This window comes from Alcaligenes faecalis (genome assembly GCF_005311025.1).
GTDB lineage: Bacteria > Pseudomonadota > Gammaproteobacteria > Burkholderiales > Burkholderiaceae_B > Alcaligenes > Alcaligenes phenolicus.
On the sequence record NZ_CP031747.1, the window covers coordinates 417,168 to 438,424 of the forward strand.

Here is a 21,257-nt window from a genome sequence, read left to right on the forward strand (position 1 = left end):
CAGGATCGAGTTTATTGATGACCAGGCCGCTTGATTGCTTTGCCAGGTGTCAGACCAGTGCATATCGCTTCAATGCCTCTGTTGCCTGTCGCATGGGCAAGAGGCCTTCATCACCAAGCGCCTTGAGCGCGGCGGCCACAATCCATGGCGCGCTGGGAAATCTACTTGCTTCTGGGAGAGAGTCGGCCCCCAGGGCGACAAAGCGGGCAGAAACAAAGCCGCCGATCTGCTCGGCAATGTATTGCCCATATCCGGTGACGGCTAACACGGGCGATGGCGTCGATCCAAGGCAGTTCTGAAGATGCGCTGTTTTTTTCTTGGAGAGCGGATGGAGCATGTTCCAGCGCTCCACCTCCTGAGCTTCTCGTGTCAGACGGGTATAGCTGGGGCAACTCCAGACCTCGCTGCTGATATTCCAGTCCTCGCGCAGGAGTCTGGCCGCCTCGACCACGTTTCCCAATGCCTGACCGGCTCCCAGTAAACGGATCGCCGAGTCGGGCGCAGCAAGAAGTTGGTACATGCCTTTGTACGCTTCCTGTACATCGGCTTGCCGTGAGGCTGGCACCTTTCCAGTGTCATCGTGCAGTGTCATATAGAGAAAACCGGGCTCGTCGTCTACGTACATGGCTTGCAGGGCGGAACGCAAAATAGCGAGCGTTTCCTGCCCAGAAGCAGGGTCGTAGGGGATGCCGTTCAAGCTGTTGGCCAGCCAAAGCGGAACGGCGGGCTGTACGCTTTTGGGCCACCGCGAGGTGGTGATCTCAGCGGCGTTGCACACAATGCCGCGCTCGGCGGCTTCGTATATCGCAGCGCGCAGTCCGGCGACGGATTCGGAACGCAGCAGATAGAGCAATGGGATCTCGAAGTGTTCAGGCCCATCTCGAAACCAGAGCGGCCATGCGCTGATATTGCCTGCGTCCATGTCAGTCTTATCTGAGGCTGGCCCGGATGCCTGACCTGGAGAAGCCCGCACGATCCACATTTTGCTATGGGTTTTATCGTCTTGTGCCAAGTCCTGGGCGATGACTTGAAGCGCACGGTAAGGAGAGGCAGTAAGACAGGCTCGCTCCATGTCTTGCGTTGCCAGTTTTTCAAGGCACGCCGCCGCCGCCATCCGGGTTTGCGGCGTAGCGGTGGGCGGACGAAGACGCTCCAAATTCATGGTTTACCTCTGCTGATGGGTTTCTTGCATGACTGGGTGTCATGATTTACGATTGCATTTACAACTATTGTAATTGCAACTATATTCACCAGCAAGGATAGTCATGACACAAGCCAGCGATCTCGTGTTCTATACGGCGGACACACCCAATGGGCAGAAGGTCAGCATTTTTCTCAAGGAGGCTGGACTGGTTTATGAGCAGTTTGACCTTAATCTTGATAGGGGAGATCAGCATCAAACGGATTTCCTCAAGATCAATCCAAACGGCAAGATTCCCGCCATCGTTGATCGGAAAAGCGGCCTGACTGTTTTCGAGTCTGGCGCGATTCTTTCTTATTTGTCATCCAGGACGGGATGCCTATTGCCCGCGACGGAAGCTGAAAACGTCGCTGTGCAGCAATGGTTGCATTTCCAGATTGGCAGCATTAGTCCGATGCTGGGGCAACTGTGGTGGTTTTTGCATGGCTCGAAAACAGGAAATGCCGAAGCGATACAGCGATACCAAACACAGTCGCTTCGGCTTTACCAGGTTGTGGACAGCAGACTGAGTGAATCCGCTTTTATCGCTTCGGAAAATTACAGCATTGCCGATATTGCCGCATTTACCTGGCTAAGAACCTGGGGCGAGCTGAGCCTGGATATCACCCCGTATACGCATGTGCAACGGTGGCTGGAGGTGATTGCTGCAAGGCCTGCGGTGCAGGCGGGGTTGCTGGCCAATAAACCGACCGCTCCGTCTTGCCGCTGAACGGTCTGATTCCGCCTGACGCCTGGCTTGTTGCGTGGGACTTCTACTGCTTGTGCTGCAGGATCATCTCTTGTGGTTACTTGCGCATGCTGATGGCCAAGCGATTGAATGCGCTCATCAAGGCAATCGCAAAACTCAGATCCGAAATTTCCGTATCGCTGAAATGGGCTTTCAAAGGCTCGAAGTGCTCGTCGGGTGCATGAGTGTGAGCAACATCCACCACGGATTCTGCCCATTCCAGAGCCGCACGTTCGCGTTCGTCAAAGTGCGCGCTGACACGCCAGCCTGCCAGACTGTCTATCTTGGCATTGAGCACGCCCGAGCTGCGCAAGGAGGCAGCGTGCATCTCCAGGCAAAAGGAGCAGCCGTTGATTTGCGAAATGCGCAAATTAACCAGCTCAATCAATTCTTTGCCCAGGCTGCTTTTGTCCAAAGCCAGCTTCGTTTGCAGGAGGCCTTGATAGGCTTTGGGAGACAGGGTGTCGTAGGGAAGGCGAAGTGCACTCATGGCGTATCCAATCGAAAGTAAGACAGGGGGCGGAGCAGGCCGGAGCTGTATGGGGCGGGATTAACTGTTTGCGTCAGTCTGAGTATCAAGCCGAGCTATCCGCTTTACTTGTTGATTATCCATGAGTAGTGTCCTGGTCATCAGTGACAAGAAAACAATAATTGACTAGGACATGGGTATGGATCTACGCCACTGGAAACCCAGCCGGGAACCAGGCATTCCTGTTTATCAGCAGTTGTACGAGCGCTTTCGGGATGCGATTGCTGCAGGCCAATTGCGCCCCGGCGACCGGGTGCCATCCATACGCAGTCTGGCCAGTGAGCTGAATGTGGCCAAGGGTACGGTGGAGCAGGCCTATCAAATCCTGCTGGGTGAAGGCTACTTTCAGGCACGAGGGCCGGCAGGAACGGTGGTGTCACCGCAGTTGGCCAGTCTGGCTGCGAAAAGATATGCCAGTGTCCCTGCCTCATCCCTGCGTGCCTCGCCATATGTACCAGCAGAAGACTCACCCCCTTTGCCATTTCAACTGGGCCTGCCGGCTTTGGATGCCTTTCCGCGCAAGACCTGGGCACGACTGGCCAACCAGAATCAGCGCTCTTTGGGGGGCGTGGCAATGCGTTACCCCGATCCGGTGGGCTATGCGCCGTTGCGGCGGGCTATTGCGGCTTATTTGGGCGTATCGCGCGGCATAGCTTGTCTGCCGGAGCAGATCTTTGTGACGGCCGGGTATTGGGGGGCGCTGGAGCTCGTGTGTCGTAGCGTTCTGAATCCGGGTGACGCGGGCTGGTACGAAAATCCTGGCTATATTTTTGCCCGCCAGTTCTTGAAGCAGGCCGGCATGCAAGTGCATGCGGTGCCGCTGGATGAAGACGGCCTGAACCTTATAGCCGGACAGCAGCATTGCCCACAGGCACGCTTTGCCATCGTGACCCCCACTCATCAAAGCCCTATGGGCATGGCCATGTCCCTACCCAGGCGTTTGCAATTGCTGGAGTGGGCCAGACAGCAGCAGGCCTGGATTGTGGAGGACGATTACGACAGCGAGTTTCGCTATCACGGACGTCCTTTGCCTGCCCTGAAAAGTCTGGATAGGGACGACAGGGTGATCTATACCGGCACCTTCAGCAAGGTTCTGAATCCCGGTTTGCGGCTGGCGTACTTGGTCGCACCCCTGTCCCAGGTGGAGCGTTTCCAGCAGGCGGCTCACTATTCAGGCGGGCCGGGTTCCATCCTGACGCAGGCTACCGTGGCGGACTTCATGGAGCAGGGCTACTTTGCGCGGCACTTGCGCAAGATGCGGGCTTTGTATGCACAACGTCGGGCTTATTTGGTGCAGGCTCTGCAACAGATACTGGGGGAGCGCTTGCAGGTGCAAAGCCAGGCAGGGGGGATTCATGTGCTTGCCAATTTGAGGAGGGCAGAAGATGACCGGCCTTTGGCCAAGGCTGCCCAGGAACATGGCCTGGCCGTTCAGGCCTTGAGCGATTGGCAAATATCGCCTGCTGTGCATAAGGGGCTGTTGATGGGCTTTGCCAATATCAGCGATCAGGGCATGGCCGATGAATGGGTAGAACGTTTGAGCTTGGCCATTGCTGAACCTTCTTGAACAAGAGTCCGGCCTGCAGCAATCGCCATGGCTGACGACGTTGGTCTCCCGGAGCCTTCTTTGACAAGGCTCCGGGAGACCTTTTTCAGGGGCATGTTTCTATTTAGGGTGGTAGTCCCAATACTAGTATGGAAACTGGTCTTGTCCCAGTTACTGCGCCTGTCATAATAAGAAAAAATTAATGTGCAGCCCGCTTTGTGCGGACTGTAATTTCAACTGAATCGCGAGAGCGCAATGGCAAAAACCTTATACGATAAGTTGTTCGACGAACACGTCGTGCATCAGGACACGGATGGCACCTGTTTGATCTACATTGATCGCCACTTGCTGCATGAAGTGACCAGCCCCCAGGCCTTTGAAGGCTTGACTCTGGCCGGCCGCAAGCCTTGGCGCATCAGTGCCAACCTGGCTGTGGCGGACCACAACGTCCCCACCACCTCCCGCCAGAACGGCATTGAAGACCCGATCTCGCGCCTGCAGGTCGATACCCTGGACGCCAACTGCGAAGAATTCGGCATTACCGAATTCCGCATGAACGACGTGCGTCAGGGCATTGTGCACATTGTCGGCCCTGAGCAGGGCGCGACCTTGCCTGGCATGACCGTGGTTTGTGGTGACTCCCACACCAGCACGCACGGTGCCGTGGGCGCTTTGGCCTTTGGTATTGGTACCTCGGAGGTCGAGCACACGCTGGCCACTCAGACCTTGCTGATGAAGAAAAGCAAGAGCATGCTGATCCAGGTGGACGGCAAGCTGCCTTTTGGCTGTACTGCCAAGGACCTGATCCTGTACGTGATCGGTCAGATCGGTACTGCTGGTGGTACCGGCTACGCCATTGAGTTCGGCGGCTCGGCAATTCGCGCCTTGTCTATGGAAGGCCGCATGACCGTGTGCAATATGGCGATTGAAGCCGGTGCACGTTCAGGCATGGTGGCTGTGGACGAGCAAACCATTCAGTATCTGCGTGGCCGTCCTTACTCGCCCAAAGGCGTGTTGTGGGATCAGGCTGTGGCTTACTGGAACACCTTGCACACTGACGAAGGTGCCGAGTTTGATCGCGTGATTCGCATCGATGCCAGTCAGATCACCCCTCAGTTGACTTGGGGCACCTCGCCTGAAATGGTGTTGCCTATTGACAGCCGCGTACCCGATCCAGAGAAAGAAAAAGACGAAGTCACCCGCAATGGCATGGAGCGTGCATTGGAGTACATGGGCCTGACGCCCAATATGCCGTTGACCGACATCCGTATCGACCGCGTGTTCATTGGCTCCTGTACCAATGCCCGTATCGAGGACTTGCGTGCGGCTGCCAGCGTGGCCAAGGGTCGCAAAGTCGCTTCCAACGTCAAGCAGGCCATGATTGTTCCCGGCTCCGGTCTGGTGAAACGTCAGGCCGAGCAAGAAGGTCTGGACAAGATTTTCCTGAACGCCGGTTTTGAATGGCGTGAGCCTGGTTGCTCCATGTGTCTGGCCATGAACGCTGACCGTCTGGAACCGGGCGAGCGTTGCGCTTCGACCTCCAACCGTAACTTTGAAGGACGTCAGGGGCAGGGTGGTCGTACCCACCTGGTCAGCCCAGCCATGGCAGCGGCTGCCGCCATTGCCGGCCATTTTGTCGACGTGCGTTCGTTCAACTGAGGAAATCCACACCATGCAAGCATTTACTACTCATGAAGGTCTGGTCGCTCCCTTGGATCGGGAGAACGTGGATACGGACTTGATCATCCCCAAGCAGTTCCTCAAATCCATCAAGCGCACCGGCTTTGGCCCCAACTTGTTTGATGAGTTGCGTTATCTGGATCACGGCGAGCCCGGCATGGACAATTCCCGCCGCCCGCTGAACCCGGACTTTGTGCTGAACCAGGACCGCTACCAGGGCGCTTCCGTGCTGCTGGCGCGCAAGAACTTTGGTTGTGGCTCCAGCCGTGAGCACGCTCCCTGGGCCTTGATGCAATATGGTTTTCGCGCCATTATCGCGCCGTCTTTTGCCGATATTTTCTTCAACAACAGCTTCAAGAACGGCTTGCTGCCCATCGTCCTGAACGAGCTGGATATTGCCCGCCTGTTCGATGAAGTCAAAGCTTTCCCCGGCTACAAGCTGCGTATTGATCTGGCCGAACAGCGCGTGATCACGCCTGAAGGCCGTGAATTGCCGTTCACTATCGATGCGTCGCGCAAGCACAGCCTCTTGAATGGTCTGGATGAAATTGGCCTGACCTTGCAGAAAGCGGACATGATCCGTCAGTACGAAGCCGAGCGTCTGGCCCGCCACCCCTGGCTGGTCGGCCAGCCTTGAGCCTGGGTGCAGGTTTTGTAGAAGCTTCGCTGTTGCTGCCTTTCTGGGGCAGCCAAGATGCTCCGGCCATCAGGCCGGAGTTCTTCACACTTATTCCCTAATTTTTACGTCCTACTCATCATGACTCATAAAATTGCAGTATTGCCCGGTGATGGCATCGGTCCCGAGATTACCGAACAGGCGCAGCGCGTACTGGGTGCTCTGGGCATGGATCTGGAAATGACCGTGGCTCCCGTGGGCGGCGCCGCTTACGATTTGCACGGCCACCCCCTGCCACCTGAAACGCTGAGCCTGGCTCAAAACTCCGACGCTGTGCTGTTCGGCGCCGTGGGTGACTGGAAATACGACTCGCTGGAGCGTCACCTGCGTCCCGAGCAAGCCATTTTGGGTTTGCGTCGTGCCATGGGCCTGTTCGCCAACCTGCGTCCCGCCATCCTGTACCCGCAACTGGCTAACGCTTCTACCTTGAAACCAGAAGTTGTGTCCGGTCTGGATATCCTGATCGTGCGCGAATTGACAGGTGATATTTACTTCGGTCAGCCTCGTGGCGTGCGTACGGTGGAAGAGGGCAACTTCGCGGGTGAGCGTCAGGGCTTTGACACCATGCACTATGCTGAAAGCGAAGTGCGCCGTATCGCTCACGTGGGTTTCCAGGCCGCACAAAAACGTCAAAAGCGCTTGTGCAGCGTGGACAAGTCCAATGTGCTGGAAACATCCCAGTTCTGGCGTGACATCATGATTGATGTGGCCCGCGAATATCCGGACGTGGAATTGAGCCACATGTATGTGGACAACGCCGCCATGCAATTGGTGCGCGCACCAAAAGAATTCGACGTGATCGTCACAGGTAACCTGTTTGGCGATATCCTATCGGATGAAGCGGCCATGTTGACAGGCTCCATTGGCATGTTGCCTTCGGCATCTCTGAACGCATCCCAGCAAGGTTTGTACGAACCCAGCCACGGCTCGGCACCCGATATCGCCGGTCAGGACAAGGCCAATCCTTTGGCCACCATTTTGTCCGCTGCCATGTTGCTGCGCTACTCGCTCAATGCAGAAGACCAGGCCAAGCGTATCGAAGCGGCGGTTGCCAGCGTGCTCGAACAAGGTCTGCGCACCGGTGACATCTACGAAGACGGTTGCCAATTGCTGAGCACCAGTGCTATGGGGGATGCAGTGCTCAAGGCTTTGCGATAGTATCTTTTATCGTTTTATTTTTTTATATATCCAGGTGGTATTACCATGACTCAAGCGGTAGGTTTGGTCGGCTGGCGTGGGATGGTGGGCTCCGTGCTCATGCAGCGCATGCGCGACGAAGGCGATTTTTCCCTTTTTCAGCCGGTGTTTTTCTCGACTAGCAATGCTGGCGGCGCAGCTCCTTCGTGGGCTGACGGTGCTGGCCCATTGCAGGACGCCCACGATATTGATGCCTTGAAAAAGTTGCCAATTATTGTGACCGCCCAGGGTGGAGATTACACAAGCCAGATCTACCCCAAGCTGCGTGCTGCTGGCTGGAATGGTTTGTGGATTGACGCGGCCAGCACGCTGCGCATGGATGAAAACTCCGTGATCGTGCTGGACCCGATCAACCGTCCTGTTATCGATGCTGCACTGGCCAAAGGTGGCAAGCAGTTCATCGGTGGCAACTGTACGGTTAGCTGCATGCTGATGGGTCTGGGCGGTCTGTTCAACCAGAATCTGGTTGAGTGGATGACCAGCATGACTTACCAGGCTGCTTCCGGCGGTGGCGCACAGCATATGCGCGAACTGCTGACTCAGTTCGGTCTGATCAACCAGTCCGTCTCCAGCCTGCTGGACGATCCCGCATCGGCCATTCTGGATATTGACCGCGGTGTCTTGCAGACACAACGCGACCCCAATCTGCCTCAGAAAAACTTTGGCGTACCCCTGGGCGGTAGCTTGATCCCCTGGATCGACTCCGATCTGGGTAACGGCATGACGCGTGAAGAGTGGAAAGGCGGTGTGGAAACCAACAAAATCCTGGGCCGTGGTGCACAGGACAAGCACATTCCTATCGACGGTCTGTGCGTGCGTATCGGTGCCATGCGCTGCCACAGCCAGGCACTGACCATCAAGCTGACCCGCGATGTTCCGCTGGACGAGATCACCGACATCCTGGCTGAAGGTTCCAAGTGGGCCAAGGTTGTGCCTAACGAGCGTCAAGCCACGGTCGAAGCGCTGACTCCGGTTGCCGTCACCGGCACGCTGGATATCCCTGTGGGCCGTCTGCGCAAGCTGAACATGGGCCCCGAGTACCTGAGCGCCTTCACGGTTGGCGACCAGTTGCTGTGGGGTGCGGCTGAACCGCTGCGCCGCATGTTGCGCATCGCTTTGGGCGAGCTCTAATCATGGCTGGCCGCCTGCATCCTGTACGTACGCTGGGTTCGGCCCTGCTATTGGCCGGGATGCTGGCGGCTGCGCCGGTTTCCGCCTTGGAAATCGGTCATAGTCGTTTTGTGTCGGCTCCTAATCAGGTTTTCAAGCTGGATGTGGGCATTCGACAGATCAGCCCTGAAGAAAGCCTGTCCTTGAAGGTGACACCTGCCCCCTTGTCCGCCTGGCAACAGGCGGGCTTGACCCCTCCGGTTGATCTGGACTCCTTGAAGGCCGTGATCGAGCGGGATGGGCAGGGGCAAGTACGACGCATTCGGTTGTCCTCCGAGCAGATGTTCTCGGGCTCGGTGGCCGATGTGCTCTTGCAGATTCAAAGTGATAGCGGGCAGTTCCTGCATCAGGTCAGTGTACTGGCTCCGGCCCCGGTGGCCGTGAAGGCAGTGGCTCAGCCACAGGCAGCGTATCGGGCACCGGTATCAGTGCAGGCTTCTGCTTCGAGCTCTGCATCCAGTGTGCAGACCCAAAGTGCGGTACGCGTGAAATCGGGTGATACCTTGCATGCCCTGGCGCGCCGCCATGCGGTGGATGGTGTCAGCTCTTATCAGTGGATGATGGCGGTTCAAAAGCAGAACCCGAATGCCTTCATCGACCAGAATATGCATCGCCTGAAGGCGGGCCAAACGCTACAGATTCCTGATGCGGCGGCCATGTTGTCCATTGACGATGCCCAAGCCCGCCGCTTCTATGTTGACCAGGCTCAGGCCTTGCGCTCCGCCGCGCAAGCAGGGCAGGATCAGGCGGATGCGTCTCAAGGTGTGGCACAAACAGGCTCCGGCGAGCCAGGTGCTCAGGCGCAAGGCCAGGATCGTTTGCTGTTGTCGGCAGGGGCGGATGCCCGTGACGCTAAACAGCAATTGCAGCACGAGCTGCGCGAGACTGGTGATCGTGTCTCGCAGCTGGAAGAGAATGTCTCCACCCTGGGCCGTGCCTTGCAGTCCCAAGGCGAGGCCGCTAAAGATCTGATCCTGGATTCAGCGCAGGAGCTGGGTCTGGGTGACTCCGGCAGCGATGCTGCTACTGCTAATACTTCTTCTGGCGCCTCAGGCGCCGCTTCTTCTGCCGCCGTGGCAGGAGCGATTTCCGTGCCGTCCGAGCCCGAACAGGGCAAGATGGCCGGTGCAGTTAACAAGGCAAAAAAGACCGTGTCCTGGATTCAAGAACATATGTTGGCCGTGATGGCCGTGGTACTGGCGTTGATTGTGGTCCTGGTGACCTGGGTTTTGCGTCGTGCCAATACTGAAAATCGCCATGGCGATGATTCCCCTGCGCCTGTCAGTGAAGCGATGGTTCGGGAAAAGCTGGAAAAGATCAATCTGGATCTGGATCAGCCGCCTTCGGACGAACCTCCTGTACGTCAGTAAGGCAAAGCCACCATGAGACGTATCGCACTGGGTGTCTGCTATGAAGGGACATCCTGGCTGGGTTGGCAAAGTCAGGCAGGTGGCAACACCGTTCAAGATGTTCTGGAGCAGGCACTGGGCCGTTTTACGGCCCAGCCTGTTTCTACGATCTGCGCCGGTCGCACCGACACTGGCGTTCATGCCCTCAATCAAGTGGTTCATCTGGACACGGCTGCCGAGCGCAGCCTGGAGTCGTGGGTACGCGGTTTGAATGCCTTGCTGCCGGACTCTGTATCCGTGCAATGGGCACGCGAAGTGCCGGATGATTTTCATGCCCGCTTCTCGGCCCAAGGCCGTCATTACGTTTATCTGCTGCGCCAGCACCGGGTGCGTTCCCCCTTGTTGCATGGTCGAGTGGCCTGGGTGTTTCGTCCTTTGGACCTGGCTCTGATGCAAGAGGCCGCCCAGCACCTGGTGGGCGAACATGATTTCAGCGCATTTCGTTCCTCGCAATGCCAGGCGGCCAGTCCGGTGCGCACCATGTCGCAGATCCGGATTGAACAGCAGGGCGACTTTTTCCTGTTCCGTTTCAGCGCCAATGCCTTTTTACATCACATGATCCGCAATCTGATGGGCATGCTGATTTATATCGGCCAAGGCCGTCAGCCGCCTGATTGGGTGCTGCATTTATTGGCACAGCGCGATCGCCGCTTGTCAGCCCCGACTTTCGATGCCAGTGGCCTGTATCTGGCCGGGGTGGATTACCCCAAGCAGTTCGATATTCCCGCCAGCAATCCCTACGATTTGCTCTATGAGTTAAGTGGATTGCGTTTTGGTGAAACGGCCTGAAAAAAATCATGATTTAGTCCGTTTCTAAAGGGTTTATCCCCGGTATTCGAACCGGCTTCACATGCTTCAATCGTATAAAATGTGAAGCCATTTTCTTCTCTTACATTCTTATCTGTATAAGGCCGACCACCTTCGAGCATTAGCCACAAGCGAATCCTGAAGGCGACCATATCCTGAGCAAGGCCATGAAATTCTTCTTACGATTGTCTAGTTTGATCGACCGTCTGAATACGGTCGTTGGTAAGTCCGTGACTTGGCTGACCCTGATCGTGGTGTTGGTCAGTGCGATTAACGCCATCGTGCGTAAAGTGTTCGGCGTCAGTTCGAACTACTGGCTTGAATTGCAGTGGTATTTGTTTGGTGCAATTTTCTTGCTGGCAGCCGGTTACACCTTCTTTGTCAACGAGCATGTACGGGTGGATGCTCTGGCGGAACGATTCCCGCCCCGGGTTCAGGTCTGGATCGATGTTATCGGCGTGATCTTTTTCCTTTTGCCCGCCACACTGCTTATTTTCTGGCTCTCGATTCCCTTTTTCCAGCAATCCTATGTGCTGAACGAACTCTCCTCCAATACCGGGGGGATGATACGTTGGCCGGTCAAGCTATTGATTCCCGTTGGCTTCTTTTTGTTAGCCCTGGCCGGTGTATCGCATCTGATCAAATGCATAGGCTTTTTGCGTGGTGCTTGTCCCAACCCCTTGTTAAGAAATGGGGGGCTGAGTGCCGAAGAAGAACTTGCCCAGGAAATCCGCGAGATTGCCCAGGCAAATGAAGCAACAATCTCTGTTTCCAAGGGCCAGTAACAATGGAATTCTTGACTGATAATCTGGCCCCGATCATGTTCATCAACTTGATCGTGTTTTTGCTGTTGGGCTTCCCGGTTACCTTCACGCTGTCTGCGATTGGTGTCCTGTACGGTCTGGTCGCCATCGAGCTGGGCATGATGCAGCCGGCCTTGTTCCAGGCCTTGCCGCAACGGGTCTTTGGCATTGTTGAAAACGATACCTTGCTGGCCGTTCCGTTCTTTACCCTGATGGGGCTTATTCTTGAGCGATCAGGGATGGCGGAGGACTTGCTGGAGACCATTGGTCAGTTGTTCGGCCCTCTGCGGGGTGGCTTGGCAATTGCTGTCGTGCTAGTTGGTGCCATGCTGGCCGCCACAACAGGTGTGGTGTCGGCTTCCGTGATTTCCATGGGCCTGATCTCCTTGCCCATCATGCTGCGTTACGGATATGACCGCAGGCTGGCAACGGGGGTGATTGCCGCCTCCGGGACCTTGTCGCAGATCATTCCGCCCTCCATCGTACTGATCATTCTGGCTGACCAACTGGGCCGCTCTATTGGTGATATGTACCGTGGCGCCATGCTCCCCGGTTTGCTGCTGACGGCGGTCTACATCCTCTACATCGTGGTGATGTCCTACATCAAGCCCAAATCGGCCCCGGCCTTGCCGCCCGAAGCGCGTATCTATGTTGAAGATAACGGTAGCCGCGGCCTGACCTCCCTGATTGTGCTGACGCTGGTCGCAACCGCGGTGGCGTACTTCGGTTCGCAGCACTACTTTGCCACGCACCCTAATATCCCGATGGACGAGCACGTGGTTGTGGTGCTGCTGTTGTGGGGTATTACGGCTTGGGTGATCGCGCTGATCAACAAGCTGCTCAAGCTGAAAATGCTGTCCAAGATCGCCGAGCGCGTGGTCTTTGTGATGGTGCCCCCGCTGTTCCTGATCTTTCTGGTGCTGGGTACGATCTTTATTGGGGTGGCAACGCCCACAGAGGGTGGGGCGATGGGGGCGGTCGGTGCCATCATCATGGCGGTATCTCGTGGCCGTCTGTCCTGGAAGCTGCTGCGTCAGGCCATGGAATCGACGACCCGCCTGTCTTGCTTCGTGGTCTTCATTCTGGTGGGTTCGACGGTCTTTAGCCTGAGCTTCCGTGGCATCAATGGCGATTTGTGGGTGGAACACCTCTTGATCGACATGCCTGGCGGTGAGTGGGGCTTCCTGATTATCGTCAGTATCCTGACCTTCCTGCTGGCTTTCTTCCTGGACTTTTTTGAGCTGGCCTTTATTATTGTGCCGCTGCTCGGGCCGATTGCCGACAAGATGGGCATTGACCTGATCTGGTTCGGTGTCTTGCTGGCGGTCAATATGCAGACCTCCTTCATGCACCCGCCCTTTGGTTTTGCGCTGTTCTTCCTGCGTTCCGTCGCCCCGAAAGAGGACTACACCGACAAGGTCACGGGCGAGCGCATCAAGCGTGTGGCCACAACGGATATTTACTGGGGCTCGGTACCGTTTATTATCATTCAGTTGTTGATGGTGGCAACGGTACTGGTCTTCCCCGGACTGGTTACGCACTATAAGCACGGCGAAGTTCTGCTGGAGGATTCGCAAATCCAGTTTGGTACGGAATCGACTTACGGTTCTGACAGCTACGGATTTGGAATGGATGACGCGGCCAGCAGTTTCCAATAAGCTTATTTCATGATTCACACGGGGGCATCTGGCCCCCGTTTTTTATTCAAGGATGTGTGATGTTCAGCCGTACCCGAGTCAAGATTTGTGGCTTTACCCGAGCGCAGGATATTGATGCTGCCGTGCAGTTGGGCGCGGATGCGGTGGGGTTTGTCTTTTACCCGAAAAGTGCCCGTATGCTGAGTACGGAGCAGGCTGTTGCCCTGCGCGCCCGTGTGCCGGCGTTTGTGCAGGCAGTCAGCCTGTTTGTGAATGCGTCCGAGAGCTTTGTTCGGGAAATTCTGGAACAGGTGCAACCGGACTTGCTGCAATTTCACGGTGAAGAAAGCCCGGAAGAATGCCGTCGCTACGCGCATCCGTATATCAAGGCTTTCCGAGTCGGTGCGCCTGGTCTGGATACGGTGGATGGCCTGCTGGAACAGTGCTTGAAGTATCAGGATGCCCGAGCCTGGCTGATGGATGGTTATCACGATGCCTATGGCGGCACCGGTACGGCTTTTGATCCGGAGCTGATTCAGGGGCTGCAGGCGCGTCTGGACGGCCAGGACGGACTGCCGCCGCTGGTTCTTGCCGGAGGCATGCGTATCGACAATGTGGCCGAACGAGTCGCCTTGCATCGTCCCTATGCGATTGATGTCAGCAGTGGAGTCGAGCTGGAACCCGGCATCAAATGCAAAACGAAAATGGGCCAATTCATGCAGATTTTGAGTAGCGCCTCCTGATTGAGGGAATCTTTTAGCAGCGACGCTGTCTGTACTTATTGCCCCGACCCGCTTATGGCGGGTCGATTTTTATTTGGTCTTGTCAGGATTTATGTTTATGCAAAGCATACAGCTCGGTCCCTTTACCTTTGCCACGTCTCTATTTGCTTTTATGGTCGCGGCATTGCTGGGGCTGTTTCTGGCCGCCTGGCTGGATAGACGCAAGCAGACCCGAGCTGAATCGGTGCTGTGGCGCGCGATGATTCTGGGTGTGCTGGTCGGTCGTTTGGGTTTTCTGATCCAGCAATGGCCGTTTTATCAAAGCGAACCCTTGAGCTGGCTGGATTTGCGCGACGGCGGTCTGATGATCCCGGCAGCCGTGACGGCAGGCTGGTTCTATGTGCTGTGGCGCGTGCTGCGTGACAAGGCCGTTTTGCCTGCTGTATCGGGAGGGTTGGCCGTTGGTGTGGCGGCATTTTCGCTAATCATGGTCGCGACAGGACGAGGGGGAGTGGAAACCGCCATGCCATTGCCCGAGATAGACTTGATCCCTATGCAGCTTGATGTCAGTGCTCCGGAAAATCTGGATTTGTATAAAGGCAAGGTCACGGTCGTTAACTTGTGGGCCAGCTGGTGTCCTCCGTGCCGCCGCGAAATGCCTGCCTTCAAGCAAGTGCAATCCACCCGGTCCGACGTGAATATCGTGTTTGCGAACCAGGGCGAGGAACTGTCCGAGATCCAGAAGTACCTGATGGACGAGAATCTGGAGCTGGATAATATGTGGCGCGACCCGCAAATGCAGCTGGGCCAGGCCGTGCGCAGTCGTGGCTTGCCTACAACCTTGTTTTTGGACGAGCAGGGACGTTTGGTTGATGTCCGAGCCGGGGAGTTGTCTGCTGCAACCTTGAACGACAAGATCAATAAGCTGAAATAGAAATATTTTGCTGAGATTGATTCCGGTTTTTATTTTGTGTTTTTTAACTGGTTTTATTTATTTTAATAAACAAGTTTTTATTCAAATAATATAAAGATGCTAATTAGGCTGTCGCCTTGTTTTCAATTAGTTAATTCAATCGATAATCAAGCTTGGTTTCAGGTTTTTAACAGAATTCGACTGCTACTATAGGCCCTTGTTTTTTATCTGTTTACAAGGGTTTAGCCATGAATTTGACAGAGAAAGGAACGAAGACGGCGAAGCTTTCAGCGTCCGATAGAATTATCTATGCAGATAATCACCTGATCCATGGGCCAGATGATATTACGGCTTATATGAAAGGGGTGTGTTATGACGCCGCTGCCTATATGCGTTATTTATATAATGCGAAAATCAGTTTTGATCAGCTGACTTCCATTTCGGCGCAGAACTGGCTGCCGGTATTCAAGTTTGCTGAAGGCAGAATGTGGGATGGTCGGAATTCCTTGCCTGGCGGCAAGGCCATTGGCTTTTGTCGAGTCAAGGGCATGGAGTTCTTCCATGCTGCCGTCGCGGTTGGAGGGACCGAAATTCGGGCGATCAATGGCGGTTTGCTGGGAGCAGGCTGGCTACATCCGGTCGATTTGCGCAAGGTGCTCACTCAAAAAAATCCCGATGGCTCGTTCAAGTACGACGGCACCGATATCTTTGTCTACATCTCGAATCTATAAATAAAGAAACCGGCATCAAGCCGGTTTCTTTTTGTGCCGCTGTCTCCAAAGCAAGCCCCACGCGTCGGGGGCTGCTGACGATGGAGTGCTATCAGGCCTTTTGCAAGCTGATCGCTTCCTCAGGAGTCTCAGGTCGTTGCGCATACTTATTCGCAATGAATGCACAAGCCATCAACTGGATCTGGTGGAAGATCATGATGGGCAGCAGGGCCGGGCCAATGGCGGCGCCAGTAAACAGCACTTGGGCCATAGGTACGCCAGTGGCCAGACTTTTCTTGGAGCCACCGAAGACAATCGTGATTTCGTCTTCTTTATTGAAGCCCAGCTTGCGGGCCAGCCAGGTGGTCAGGAACAGGATGATGGCCAGCAAGACCAGGCAGACTACGGCCAGGATAGCCAGGGACTTGGGCGGTACGGCTTGCCACAGGCCACCAATCACCGAGGCGCTGAAAGCGGTGTAGACCACCAGCAAGATGGAGGACTGGTCCACGCTGCGCAGCCATTTACGGTTGCGATCCATCCATTTGCCAATCAGGGGGCGCATCAAGTGGCCGACCACAAAAGGCAACAACAATTGCAGACTGATCTTCTTGATGGCGTCCAGGGTCGAAGTGGCCGAACCACCGTCTGCATCAAGCAGCAGTTTCAACAAGACGGGGGTGAGCACAATACCGATCAGGCTGGAGGCCGAGGCGCTGCAAATCGCGGCAGGCACGTTACCACGAGCAATCGAGGTAAAGGCAATGGCCGATTGCACGGTGCCGGGCAGGGCACACATGTACAGAATGCCCACAAACAAGGGCATGCCCAGCAATGGCAGCAAGATGGGCTTGGACAGCAGGCCCAGCAGGGGGAACATGACAAAGGTGCAGCCAAAGACCAGCAGGTGCAAACGCCAGTGGGTGGCCCCAGCAATGATGGCTTCGCGGGATAGCTTGGCCCCGTGCATGAAAAACAGCAGGGCAATCGCCAGACCAGTGATCACGTCAAAGAACACCGCACCTTGGCCGTAGGCGGGAAAGAAACTTGCCAGTGCCACTACGCCGATCAGGATCAGGGTGAAGTTGTCAAAAAGCAGTCGCAGTTGAGAGAACATGGGTTTGTTAGAGGCTTGAAAGGCTTGCGTTATGAAAGGCCTCACTTTACCGTAGACCTTTTTGGGGGTTTATCGCTAAACGGATATGGATTATCGACAAACGGACATTCTGATGCCTGCGGAGCGAATTCCGGAGAGTTTGCAGCAGTTGCGCTATCTACCCAGGCCTTTATATGGTCAGGAGCGTACCTTGCCCAATCAGGCCATTGCCCGCCCACATCGGCATCCCTGGGTGCAGTTTTCCTATGCGCTGACGGGGGTGATCGAAGTGCGTACTGCCAGCGGGCGCTTCATGGCGCCGCCTCAGCAGGCGGTGTGGGTGCCTGCGGGTGTGGAACATGGGGTGCGTAGCTCGCCTGATGCGCAGATTCGTAGTCTTTATATTGATGTCAGCGCCTTGCCAGAGGCCCCTACGGTGTGTCGAGTGGTTGTGGTAGACCGCTTGCTGCGTGAACTGATACGCGAGTTCAGCCTTTTGCCTGTGCTGTACGAGCGCGAGGGGGCGCAGGGGCGTCTGGTGCAGGTCCTGCTGGATCGTTTGCTGGCGGCGCCTGAAAGTGGCCTGATTCTGCCTTGGCCTTCGGACCCGCGTCTTTTGCAGGTCTGCGAACAATTGCAGGCCCAGCCTTCGGGCGATTGGAGTTTGCAGGACTTGGCAGAGCAACAGGGTTTGTCAGAAAAAACCCTGAGCCGTCTGTTTCGTCAGCAGACCGGGCTGACGTTCCGGGTCTGGCGTCAGCGACTGCGCGTCATGAGTGCCTTGCCTTTGCTGGAGCGGCACGAGCGTGTCACTGATGTCGCGTTAGCTTGTGGCTATGAAAGCATGTCGGCCTTTGTGGCAGCTTTTCGGGATTTGATGGGTCAAACGCCCGGCGAGTTTTTCCGTCGGCCATTAGGGCCGCTGGACGAGTAAGCCTGTACAAAATTGCACAGCAGACGATGGGCGTCGGGCGTGTCCTGAATAGGGTCTGCCAGTGTTTGGGGATCTATGCCTTGGGCTCGCCAGGATTCGGCCTTGCGCAGCACGCAGTAACGTAGCAGGCCGGCAAAAAATTCAGGGTGAAACTGAATCGACCACTGCGCGGGGCCATAACGCAGTATTTGATGCGGATCATGCGCAGAGCTGCCCAGTATTTCCACATGCTCGGGCAAGCTCAATACGCTTTGTTGGTGCGTCAGCAGGGCAGGAAATTGCATGGGCAGATTGGCCAGCAGTTCATGCTCGTGGGCCTGCTCGGACAAGTGAATGGGCAGGTAGCCGACCTCGGCCCCCTTGGGGTGGTAATCCACGCGCCCGCCCAAGGCGTGGGCCATTAATTGATGGCCATAGCAAATCCCCAGCAAGGGCATGTGTGTCTGATAGCGTTCCCGAATCCAGGCGGCCAGGTTTTCGCTCCAGTCCAGCTTGTCGGTGACCATGCTCCAGGAACCGCTGATCACCACCGGGTCGGGGCAGTCCGGCGCAGGCAGGGCATCATCCTGATGGACTCGCCAGGTGTGGACATTGACATCCAGGGGCTGCAAAGCGCGTTTGAACCAGGCATTCTGGTTGCCAAAACGTTGCTCGACATCAGGAGGAGGGGAGCCGGCCTGAAGAAAATGGACGTCTATCATGCTTGCCCCCGAAACAGGCTCCACGTGGCCATGCCCAGACCCAGCATGAGCAGGGAACCGGCAACGTGGAGGGCAATGCCGCCCATGGCCCACAGATAACGCTGCTGCATCATCAAGGTCATGATCTCGGCGGAAAAGGTGGAAAAAGTGGTCAGGCCACCCAGAAAGCCCGTCATGACGAACATGCGCCAGCCTTCGTGACCCAGGCCCAAGCCGCTGAAATAGGCCATTGCGATACCCATCAAATAGCCGCCAATCAAGTTAGCCAGCAAAGTACCGGGGGGCAGGGTGGGGAACAGGGCATTCAAAGCCTGACTCAAGAACCAACGCGCCAATGCGCCCAGGGCACCACCGGCGGCAATATACAGCATGGCTACGGGCATGAAGGGCCTTCAGGTAGGGGGCAAACTGTCAGCGAGCAGTCAGCCGGTCGCGATATATACCTAGGATAGCGTGTCATTATGCGCCTCTATGACTGAAAAGGCGACCTTGCCCAAAGGCGCGTAGCCAGCTAATGTAAGAGCGCAATTATCAGACGGACCGCCGTGAATTTCGGTTAGCCCGCCCTTTTTTGGAGACTTTGTGGTGAGTATTTACGATCAGGATTTGCCCCAGACAGACGCCAATTATCGTGTTTTGTCGCCGCTGGATTTCATCGAGCGCAGTGCTTTTGTCTACCCTGACTACCCGGCTCTGGTTTACGGGCCCGCCCAAAACGGCATCAAGATGAGCTGGTCGCAGCTGTATGCCCGTACTCGTCAGCTGGGCAGTGCGCTGTCCAAGGCTGGGGTTGGCAAAGGCGATACCGTGGCCGTGATGTTGCCCAATACTCCGCCCATGGTTCAGGCACACTTTGGTGTGCCCATGTGTGGTGCCGTACTGAATACCTTGAATACCCGTCTGGATGCCAGCACTATCGCTTATATGCTGGATCACGGCGAAGCGCGTGCGGTGCTGGTGGACAGCGAATTTGCCGCCGTCATGAAAGAAGCCTTGAGCCTGCGCGAAAGCAAAGAGCCCATTCTGGTCATCGACGTCGTGGACAATTATTTTGACACTGGCGCAGAACGTATCGGCTCGCAAACTTACGAAGAGTTCGTGGACGGAGGCGACCCGGATTACGACTGGCAATTGCCCGCCAACGAGTGGGATGCGATTGCCCTGAACTACACCAGCGGTACCACCGGCAAGCCCAAAGGCGTGGTCTACCACCACCGTGGCGCGTATCTGGGGGCCTTGTCCAATGTCTTGGAATGGGACATGCCCAAGCACGCGGTCTATCTGTGGACCCTGCCCATGTTCCATTGTAATGGTTGGACTTTCCCCTGGGTGATTGCAGCCCGTGCTGGTGTGAACGTCTGTTTGCGCAAGGTGGAAGCCCAGGCTATGGTCGACAATATGGTCGATTACGGCGTCACCCACTATTGTGGTGCGCCGATTGTGCACTCCCTGCTGGTCAACTCCGACGAAGCGCTGAAGTCCCGCCTGCCCAAGGGCGTGTCGGCCATGGTGGCAGGCGCTGCACCTCCGGCCACCATGATTGAAGGGATGGAGCGCATGGGCTTTGCGCTGACCCACGTTTACGGCCTGACCGAAACTTATGGCCCCGCCTCGGTCTGTGCGCAGCATGCACCCTGGAGTGAGCTGGATATCCAGGAACGTGCGCAGCGCAATGCCCGTCAAGGTGTGCGTTATCACCTGCAAGGGGGCGTACAGGTTTTGAATCCGCAAACCATGGAGCCCGTTCCTGCCGATGGCGAGACTATGGGCGAGATCATGTTCCGCGGCAATATCACCATGAAGGGGTATTTGAAGAACGCGCAGGCCACCCAGGAATCCCTGGGCGGTGGCTGGTTCCATACCGGCGACCTGGCCGTGTGCGAGCCGGACGGCTACGTACGTATCAAGGATCGCAGCAAGGACATCATCATTTCCGGGGGCGAGAACATTTCTTCCATTGAGATTGAAGACGTCATGTATCGCCATCCAGCCGTGCAGGCGGCGGCCGTTGTAGCCCAGCCGGACGAGCGTTGGGGTGAAGCGCCTCACGTTTATGTGGAGCTGCGCCCCGGTGCGGAAGTGACGGTGGAAGAACTGCGCGCGCATTGCCGTCAGTACTTGGCTGGCTTTAAAATACCGCGACATTTCAGTTTTATGGAGTTGCCCAAAACGGCAACAGGTAAAATACAGAAATTCGCGCTGCGTCAGCAGGCCAAGCAAGCCGCTTCGGACTAAGACCAGCGTTTTCTAAAAAGCACACAGGTCGCTTCATGCGGCCTGTCTGCACTTAAGGAACAGGACGGTTAGGAATGCCATCTTTTGACGTTGTATCCGAGGTCAACACCCACGAACTGCGTAATGCAGTGGAACAAGCCAGCCGCGAACTGGCTACCCGTTTTGACTTCAAAGGTACGGATGCCAAATTTGAACTCGAAGACGAGAACACGATTTTGCAATCGGCTCCCAGCGTGTTTCAGCTCGAGCAAATGATGCAGATTCTGCGTGGCCGTATTGCTGCCCGCGGTATTGATGTGCGCTGCCTGGACACCGAGAAGGTTCTGGAAAACGTGGCCGGCGCGCGTCAGAAAGTGAAAGTGCGTCAGGGTCTGGACCAGCCTACGTCCAAGAAACTGATCGCTGCCATCAAGAACGCCAAGCTGAAAGTGGAGACGCAGATTCAAGGTGAAAAACTGCGTGTAACCGGCAAGAAACGGGACGACTTGCAGGCTGCCATCGCTCTGTTGAAACAGACCGATGTGGAATTGCCTTTGCAGTACGATAATTTCCGCGACTAAACCG

21 protein-coding genes are annotated in these 21,257 nt (G+C 56.1%); 16 read left to right on the forward strand and 5 right to left on the reverse strand.

Going from position 1 to position 21,257, the window contains the following annotated elements; genetic code table 11:
• Window positions 1-49: 49 nt before the first annotated feature.
• Window positions 50-1,162, reverse strand: coding sequence for a transketolase-like TK C-terminal-containing protein (locus tag D0C27_RS01945; protein ID WP_137430288.1), 1,113 nt, complete (start codon window positions 1,160-1,162; stop codon window positions 50-52).
• A 103-nt stretch (window positions 1,163-1,265) separates the two neighbouring features.
• Here D0C27_RS01945 and D0C27_RS01950 point away from each other — a divergent pair, with 103 nt between their 5' ends.
• Window positions 1,266-1,910 (forward strand): glutathione S-transferase family protein, encoded by a 645-nt coding sequence (locus tag D0C27_RS01950; RefSeq protein WP_137430289.1) that lies wholly within the window; start codon window positions 1,266-1,268, stop codon window positions 1,908-1,910.
• Between the two features lie 76 nt (window positions 1,911-1,986).
• Here the strand turns inward: D0C27_RS01950 and D0C27_RS01955 are convergent, their stop codons facing one another.
• A complete protein-coding gene (locus D0C27_RS01955) occupies window positions 1,987-2,418 on the reverse strand; it encodes a carboxymuconolactone decarboxylase family protein (RefSeq protein WP_035272810.1) in 432 nt (143 codons plus the stop codon).
• 178 nt (window positions 2,419-2,596) lie between these two features.
• Between D0C27_RS01955 and D0C27_RS01960 the strand changes: the two genes are divergently transcribed.
• From D0C27_RS01960 to D0C27_RS02015, 12 genes are all read left to right on the forward strand, one after another.
• Window positions 2,597-4,024: a PLP-dependent aminotransferase family protein gene (locus D0C27_RS01960; protein ID WP_137430290.1), complete on the forward strand. Its 1,428-nt coding sequence runs from the start codon at window positions 2,597-2,599 to the stop codon at window positions 4,022-4,024.
• 234 nt (window positions 4,025-4,258) lie between these two features.
• On the forward strand, window positions 4,259-5,662 hold the full coding sequence (leuC, locus tag D0C27_RS01965; RefSeq protein WP_009462151.1) for a 3-isopropylmalate dehydratase large subunit: 1,404 nt from the start codon (window positions 4,259-4,261) through the stop codon (window positions 5,660-5,662).
• Between the two features lie 13 nt (window positions 5,663-5,675).
• Window positions 5,676-6,320 (forward strand): 3-isopropylmalate dehydratase small subunit, encoded by a 645-nt coding sequence (leuD, locus tag D0C27_RS01970; RefSeq protein WP_009462149.1) that lies wholly within the window; start codon window positions 5,676-5,678, stop codon window positions 6,318-6,320.
• Window positions 6,321-6,440: 120 nt separating this feature from the next.
• Window positions 6,441-7,517, forward strand: coding sequence for a 3-isopropylmalate dehydrogenase (leuB, locus tag D0C27_RS01975; protein ID WP_009462147.1), 1,077 nt, complete (start codon window positions 6,441-6,443; stop codon window positions 7,515-7,517).
• 45 nt (window positions 7,518-7,562) lie between these two features.
• Window positions 7,563-8,687 (forward strand): aspartate-semialdehyde dehydrogenase, encoded by a 1,125-nt coding sequence (gene asd / locus D0C27_RS01980; protein ID WP_026483365.1) that lies wholly within the window; start codon window positions 7,563-7,565, stop codon window positions 8,685-8,687.
• 2 nt (window positions 8,688-8,689) lie between these two features.
• Window positions 8,690-10,096: a type IV pilus assembly protein FimV gene (locus D0C27_RS01985; RefSeq protein ID WP_137430291.1), complete on the forward strand. Its 1,407-nt coding sequence runs from the start codon at window positions 8,690-8,692 to the stop codon at window positions 10,094-10,096.
• 12 nt (window positions 10,097-10,108) lie between these two features.
• Entirely contained in the window at window positions 10,109-10,924 is an 816-nt protein-coding gene (truA, locus tag D0C27_RS01990; RefSeq protein ID WP_137430292.1) for a tRNA pseudouridine(38-40) synthase TruA, read from the forward strand.
• A gap of 185 nt (window positions 10,925-11,109) precedes the next feature.
• The gene (locus D0C27_RS01995; RefSeq protein WP_035272797.1) at window positions 11,110-11,727 is read left to right on the forward strand and encodes a TRAP transporter small permease subunit; all 618 of its coding nucleotides are present in this window, start codon (window positions 11,110-11,112) and stop codon (window positions 11,725-11,727) included.
• Between the two features lie 2 nt (window positions 11,728-11,729).
• The gene (locus D0C27_RS02000) at window positions 11,730-13,403 is read left to right on the forward strand and encodes a TRAP transporter large permease (RefSeq protein ID WP_035272794.1); all 1,674 of its coding nucleotides are present in this window, start codon (window positions 11,730-11,732) and stop codon (window positions 13,401-13,403) included.
• A 59-nt stretch (window positions 13,404-13,462) separates the two neighbouring features.
• Window positions 13,463-14,125, forward strand: a complete 663-nt coding sequence (locus tag D0C27_RS02005; protein ID WP_035272792.1) for a phosphoribosylanthranilate isomerase — start codon at window positions 13,463-13,465, stop codon at window positions 14,123-14,125.
• Between the two features lie 97 nt (window positions 14,126-14,222).
• A complete protein-coding gene (locus D0C27_RS02010) occupies window positions 14,223-15,038 on the forward strand; it encodes a TlpA disulfide reductase family protein (RefSeq protein ID WP_137430293.1) in 816 nt (271 codons plus the stop codon).
• 227 nt (window positions 15,039-15,265) lie between these two features.
• Entirely contained in the window at window positions 15,266-15,748 is a 483-nt protein-coding gene (locus D0C27_RS02015) for a hypothetical protein (RefSeq protein WP_022983149.1), read from the forward strand.
• A gap of 91 nt (window positions 15,749-15,839) precedes the next feature.
• On the opposite strand, the gene D0C27_RS02020 is transcribed toward D0C27_RS02015, so the two are convergent.
• Complete coding sequence (locus tag D0C27_RS02020) at window positions 15,840-16,844, reverse strand: bile acid:sodium symporter family protein (RefSeq protein WP_060185163.1); 1,005 nt, start codon at window positions 16,842-16,844, stop codon at window positions 15,840-15,842.
• Window positions 16,845-16,929: 85 nt separating this feature from the next.
• Between D0C27_RS02020 and D0C27_RS02025 the strand changes: the two genes are divergently transcribed.
• Window positions 16,930-17,757, forward strand: coding sequence for an AraC family transcriptional regulator (locus D0C27_RS02025; protein ID WP_115633768.1), 828 nt, complete (start codon window positions 16,930-16,932; stop codon window positions 17,755-17,757).
• Here D0C27_RS02025 and D0C27_RS02030 read toward each other — a convergent pair.
• Window positions 17,706-18,458, reverse strand: a complete 753-nt coding sequence (locus D0C27_RS02030) for a glutamine amidotransferase (RefSeq protein ID WP_060185162.1) — start codon at window positions 18,456-18,458, stop codon at window positions 17,706-17,708. The two genes, D0C27_RS02025 and D0C27_RS02030, sit on opposite strands and share 52 nt — an antisense overlap.
• On the reverse strand, window positions 18,455-18,841 hold the full coding sequence (gene crcB, locus D0C27_RS02035) for a fluoride efflux transporter CrcB (RefSeq protein WP_137430294.1): 387 nt from the start codon (window positions 18,839-18,841) through the stop codon (window positions 18,455-18,457). The genes D0C27_RS02030 and crcB overlap by 4 nt, the downstream gene beginning before the upstream one ends.
• 199 nt (window positions 18,842-19,040) lie before the next feature.
• Between crcB and D0C27_RS02040 the strand changes: the two genes are divergently transcribed.
• Window positions 19,041-20,693, forward strand: a complete 1,653-nt coding sequence (locus D0C27_RS02040; RefSeq protein ID WP_009462125.1) for an acyl-CoA synthetase — start codon at window positions 19,041-19,043, stop codon at window positions 20,691-20,693.
• 74 nt (window positions 20,694-20,767) lie between these two features.
• Window positions 20,768-21,253, forward strand: a complete 486-nt coding sequence (locus D0C27_RS02045; protein WP_026483353.1) for a YajQ family cyclic di-GMP-binding protein — start codon at window positions 20,768-20,770, stop codon at window positions 21,251-21,253.
• Window positions 21,254-21,257 lie beyond the last annotated feature (4 nt).

What these genes read in the sequence shown, in the direction of transcription:
- D0C27_RS02025 (WP_115633768.1), top strand. Translation starts at nt 16,930, where the DNA reads ATGGATTATCGACAAACGGACATTCTGATGCCTGCGGAGCGAATTCCG.
- D0C27_RS02045 (WP_026483353.1), top strand. Translation starts at nt 20,768, where the DNA reads ATGCCATCTTTTGACGTTGTATCCGAGGTCAACACCCACGAACTGCGT.
- leuC (WP_009462151.1), top strand. Translation starts at nt 4,259, where the DNA reads ATGGCAAAAACCTTATACGATAAGTTGTTCGACGAACACGTCGTGCAT.
- D0C27_RS01945 (WP_137430288.1), bottom strand. Translation starts at nt 1,162, where the DNA reads ATGAATTTGGAGCGTCTTCGTCCGCCCACCGCTACGCCGCAAACCCGG.
- D0C27_RS02010 (WP_137430293.1), top strand. Translation starts at nt 14,223, where the DNA reads ATGCAAAGCATACAGCTCGGTCCCTTTACCTTTGCCACGTCTCTATTT.
- asd (WP_026483365.1), top strand. Translation starts at nt 7,563, where the DNA reads ATGACTCAAGCGGTAGGTTTGGTCGGCTGGCGTGGGATGGTGGGCTCC.
- crcB (WP_137430294.1), bottom strand. Translation starts at nt 18,841, where the DNA reads ATGCCCGTAGCCATGCTGTATATTGCCGCCGGTGGTGCCCTGGGCGCA.
- D0C27_RS02020 (WP_060185163.1), bottom strand. Translation starts at nt 16,844, where the DNA reads ATGTTCTCTCAACTGCGACTGCTTTTTGACAACTTCACCCTGATCCTG.
- D0C27_RS01995 (WP_035272797.1), top strand. Translation starts at nt 11,110, where the DNA reads ATGAAATTCTTCTTACGATTGTCTAGTTTGATCGACCGTCTGAATACG.
- D0C27_RS02030 (WP_060185162.1), bottom strand. Translation starts at nt 18,458, where the DNA reads ATGATAGACGTCCATTTTCTTCAGGCCGGCTCCCCTCCTCCTGATGTC.
- D0C27_RS01950 (WP_137430289.1), top strand. Translation starts at nt 1,266, where the DNA reads ATGACACAAGCCAGCGATCTCGTGTTCTATACGGCGGACACACCCAAT.
- D0C27_RS02000 (WP_035272794.1), top strand. Translation starts at nt 11,730, where the DNA reads ATGGAATTCTTGACTGATAATCTGGCCCCGATCATGTTCATCAACTTG.
- D0C27_RS01955 (WP_035272810.1), bottom strand. Translation starts at nt 2,418, where the DNA reads ATGAGTGCACTTCGCCTTCCCTACGACACCCTGTCTCCCAAAGCCTAT.
- D0C27_RS01960 (WP_137430290.1), top strand. Translation starts at nt 2,597, where the DNA reads ATGGATCTACGCCACTGGAAACCCAGCCGGGAACCAGGCATTCCTGTT.
- leuD (WP_009462149.1), top strand. Translation starts at nt 5,676, where the DNA reads ATGCAAGCATTTACTACTCATGAAGGTCTGGTCGCTCCCTTGGATCGG.
- D0C27_RS02015 (WP_022983149.1), top strand. Translation starts at nt 15,266, where the DNA reads ATGAATTTGACAGAGAAAGGAACGAAGACGGCGAAGCTTTCAGCGTCC.
- truA (WP_137430292.1), top strand. Translation starts at nt 10,109, where the DNA reads ATGAGACGTATCGCACTGGGTGTCTGCTATGAAGGGACATCCTGGCTG.
- D0C27_RS02005 (WP_035272792.1), top strand. Translation starts at nt 13,463, where the DNA reads ATGTTCAGCCGTACCCGAGTCAAGATTTGTGGCTTTACCCGAGCGCAG.
- leuB (WP_009462147.1), top strand. Translation starts at nt 6,441, where the DNA reads ATGACTCATAAAATTGCAGTATTGCCCGGTGATGGCATCGGTCCCGAG.
- D0C27_RS01985 (WP_137430291.1), top strand. Translation starts at nt 8,690, where the DNA reads ATGGCTGGCCGCCTGCATCCTGTACGTACGCTGGGTTCGGCCCTGCTA.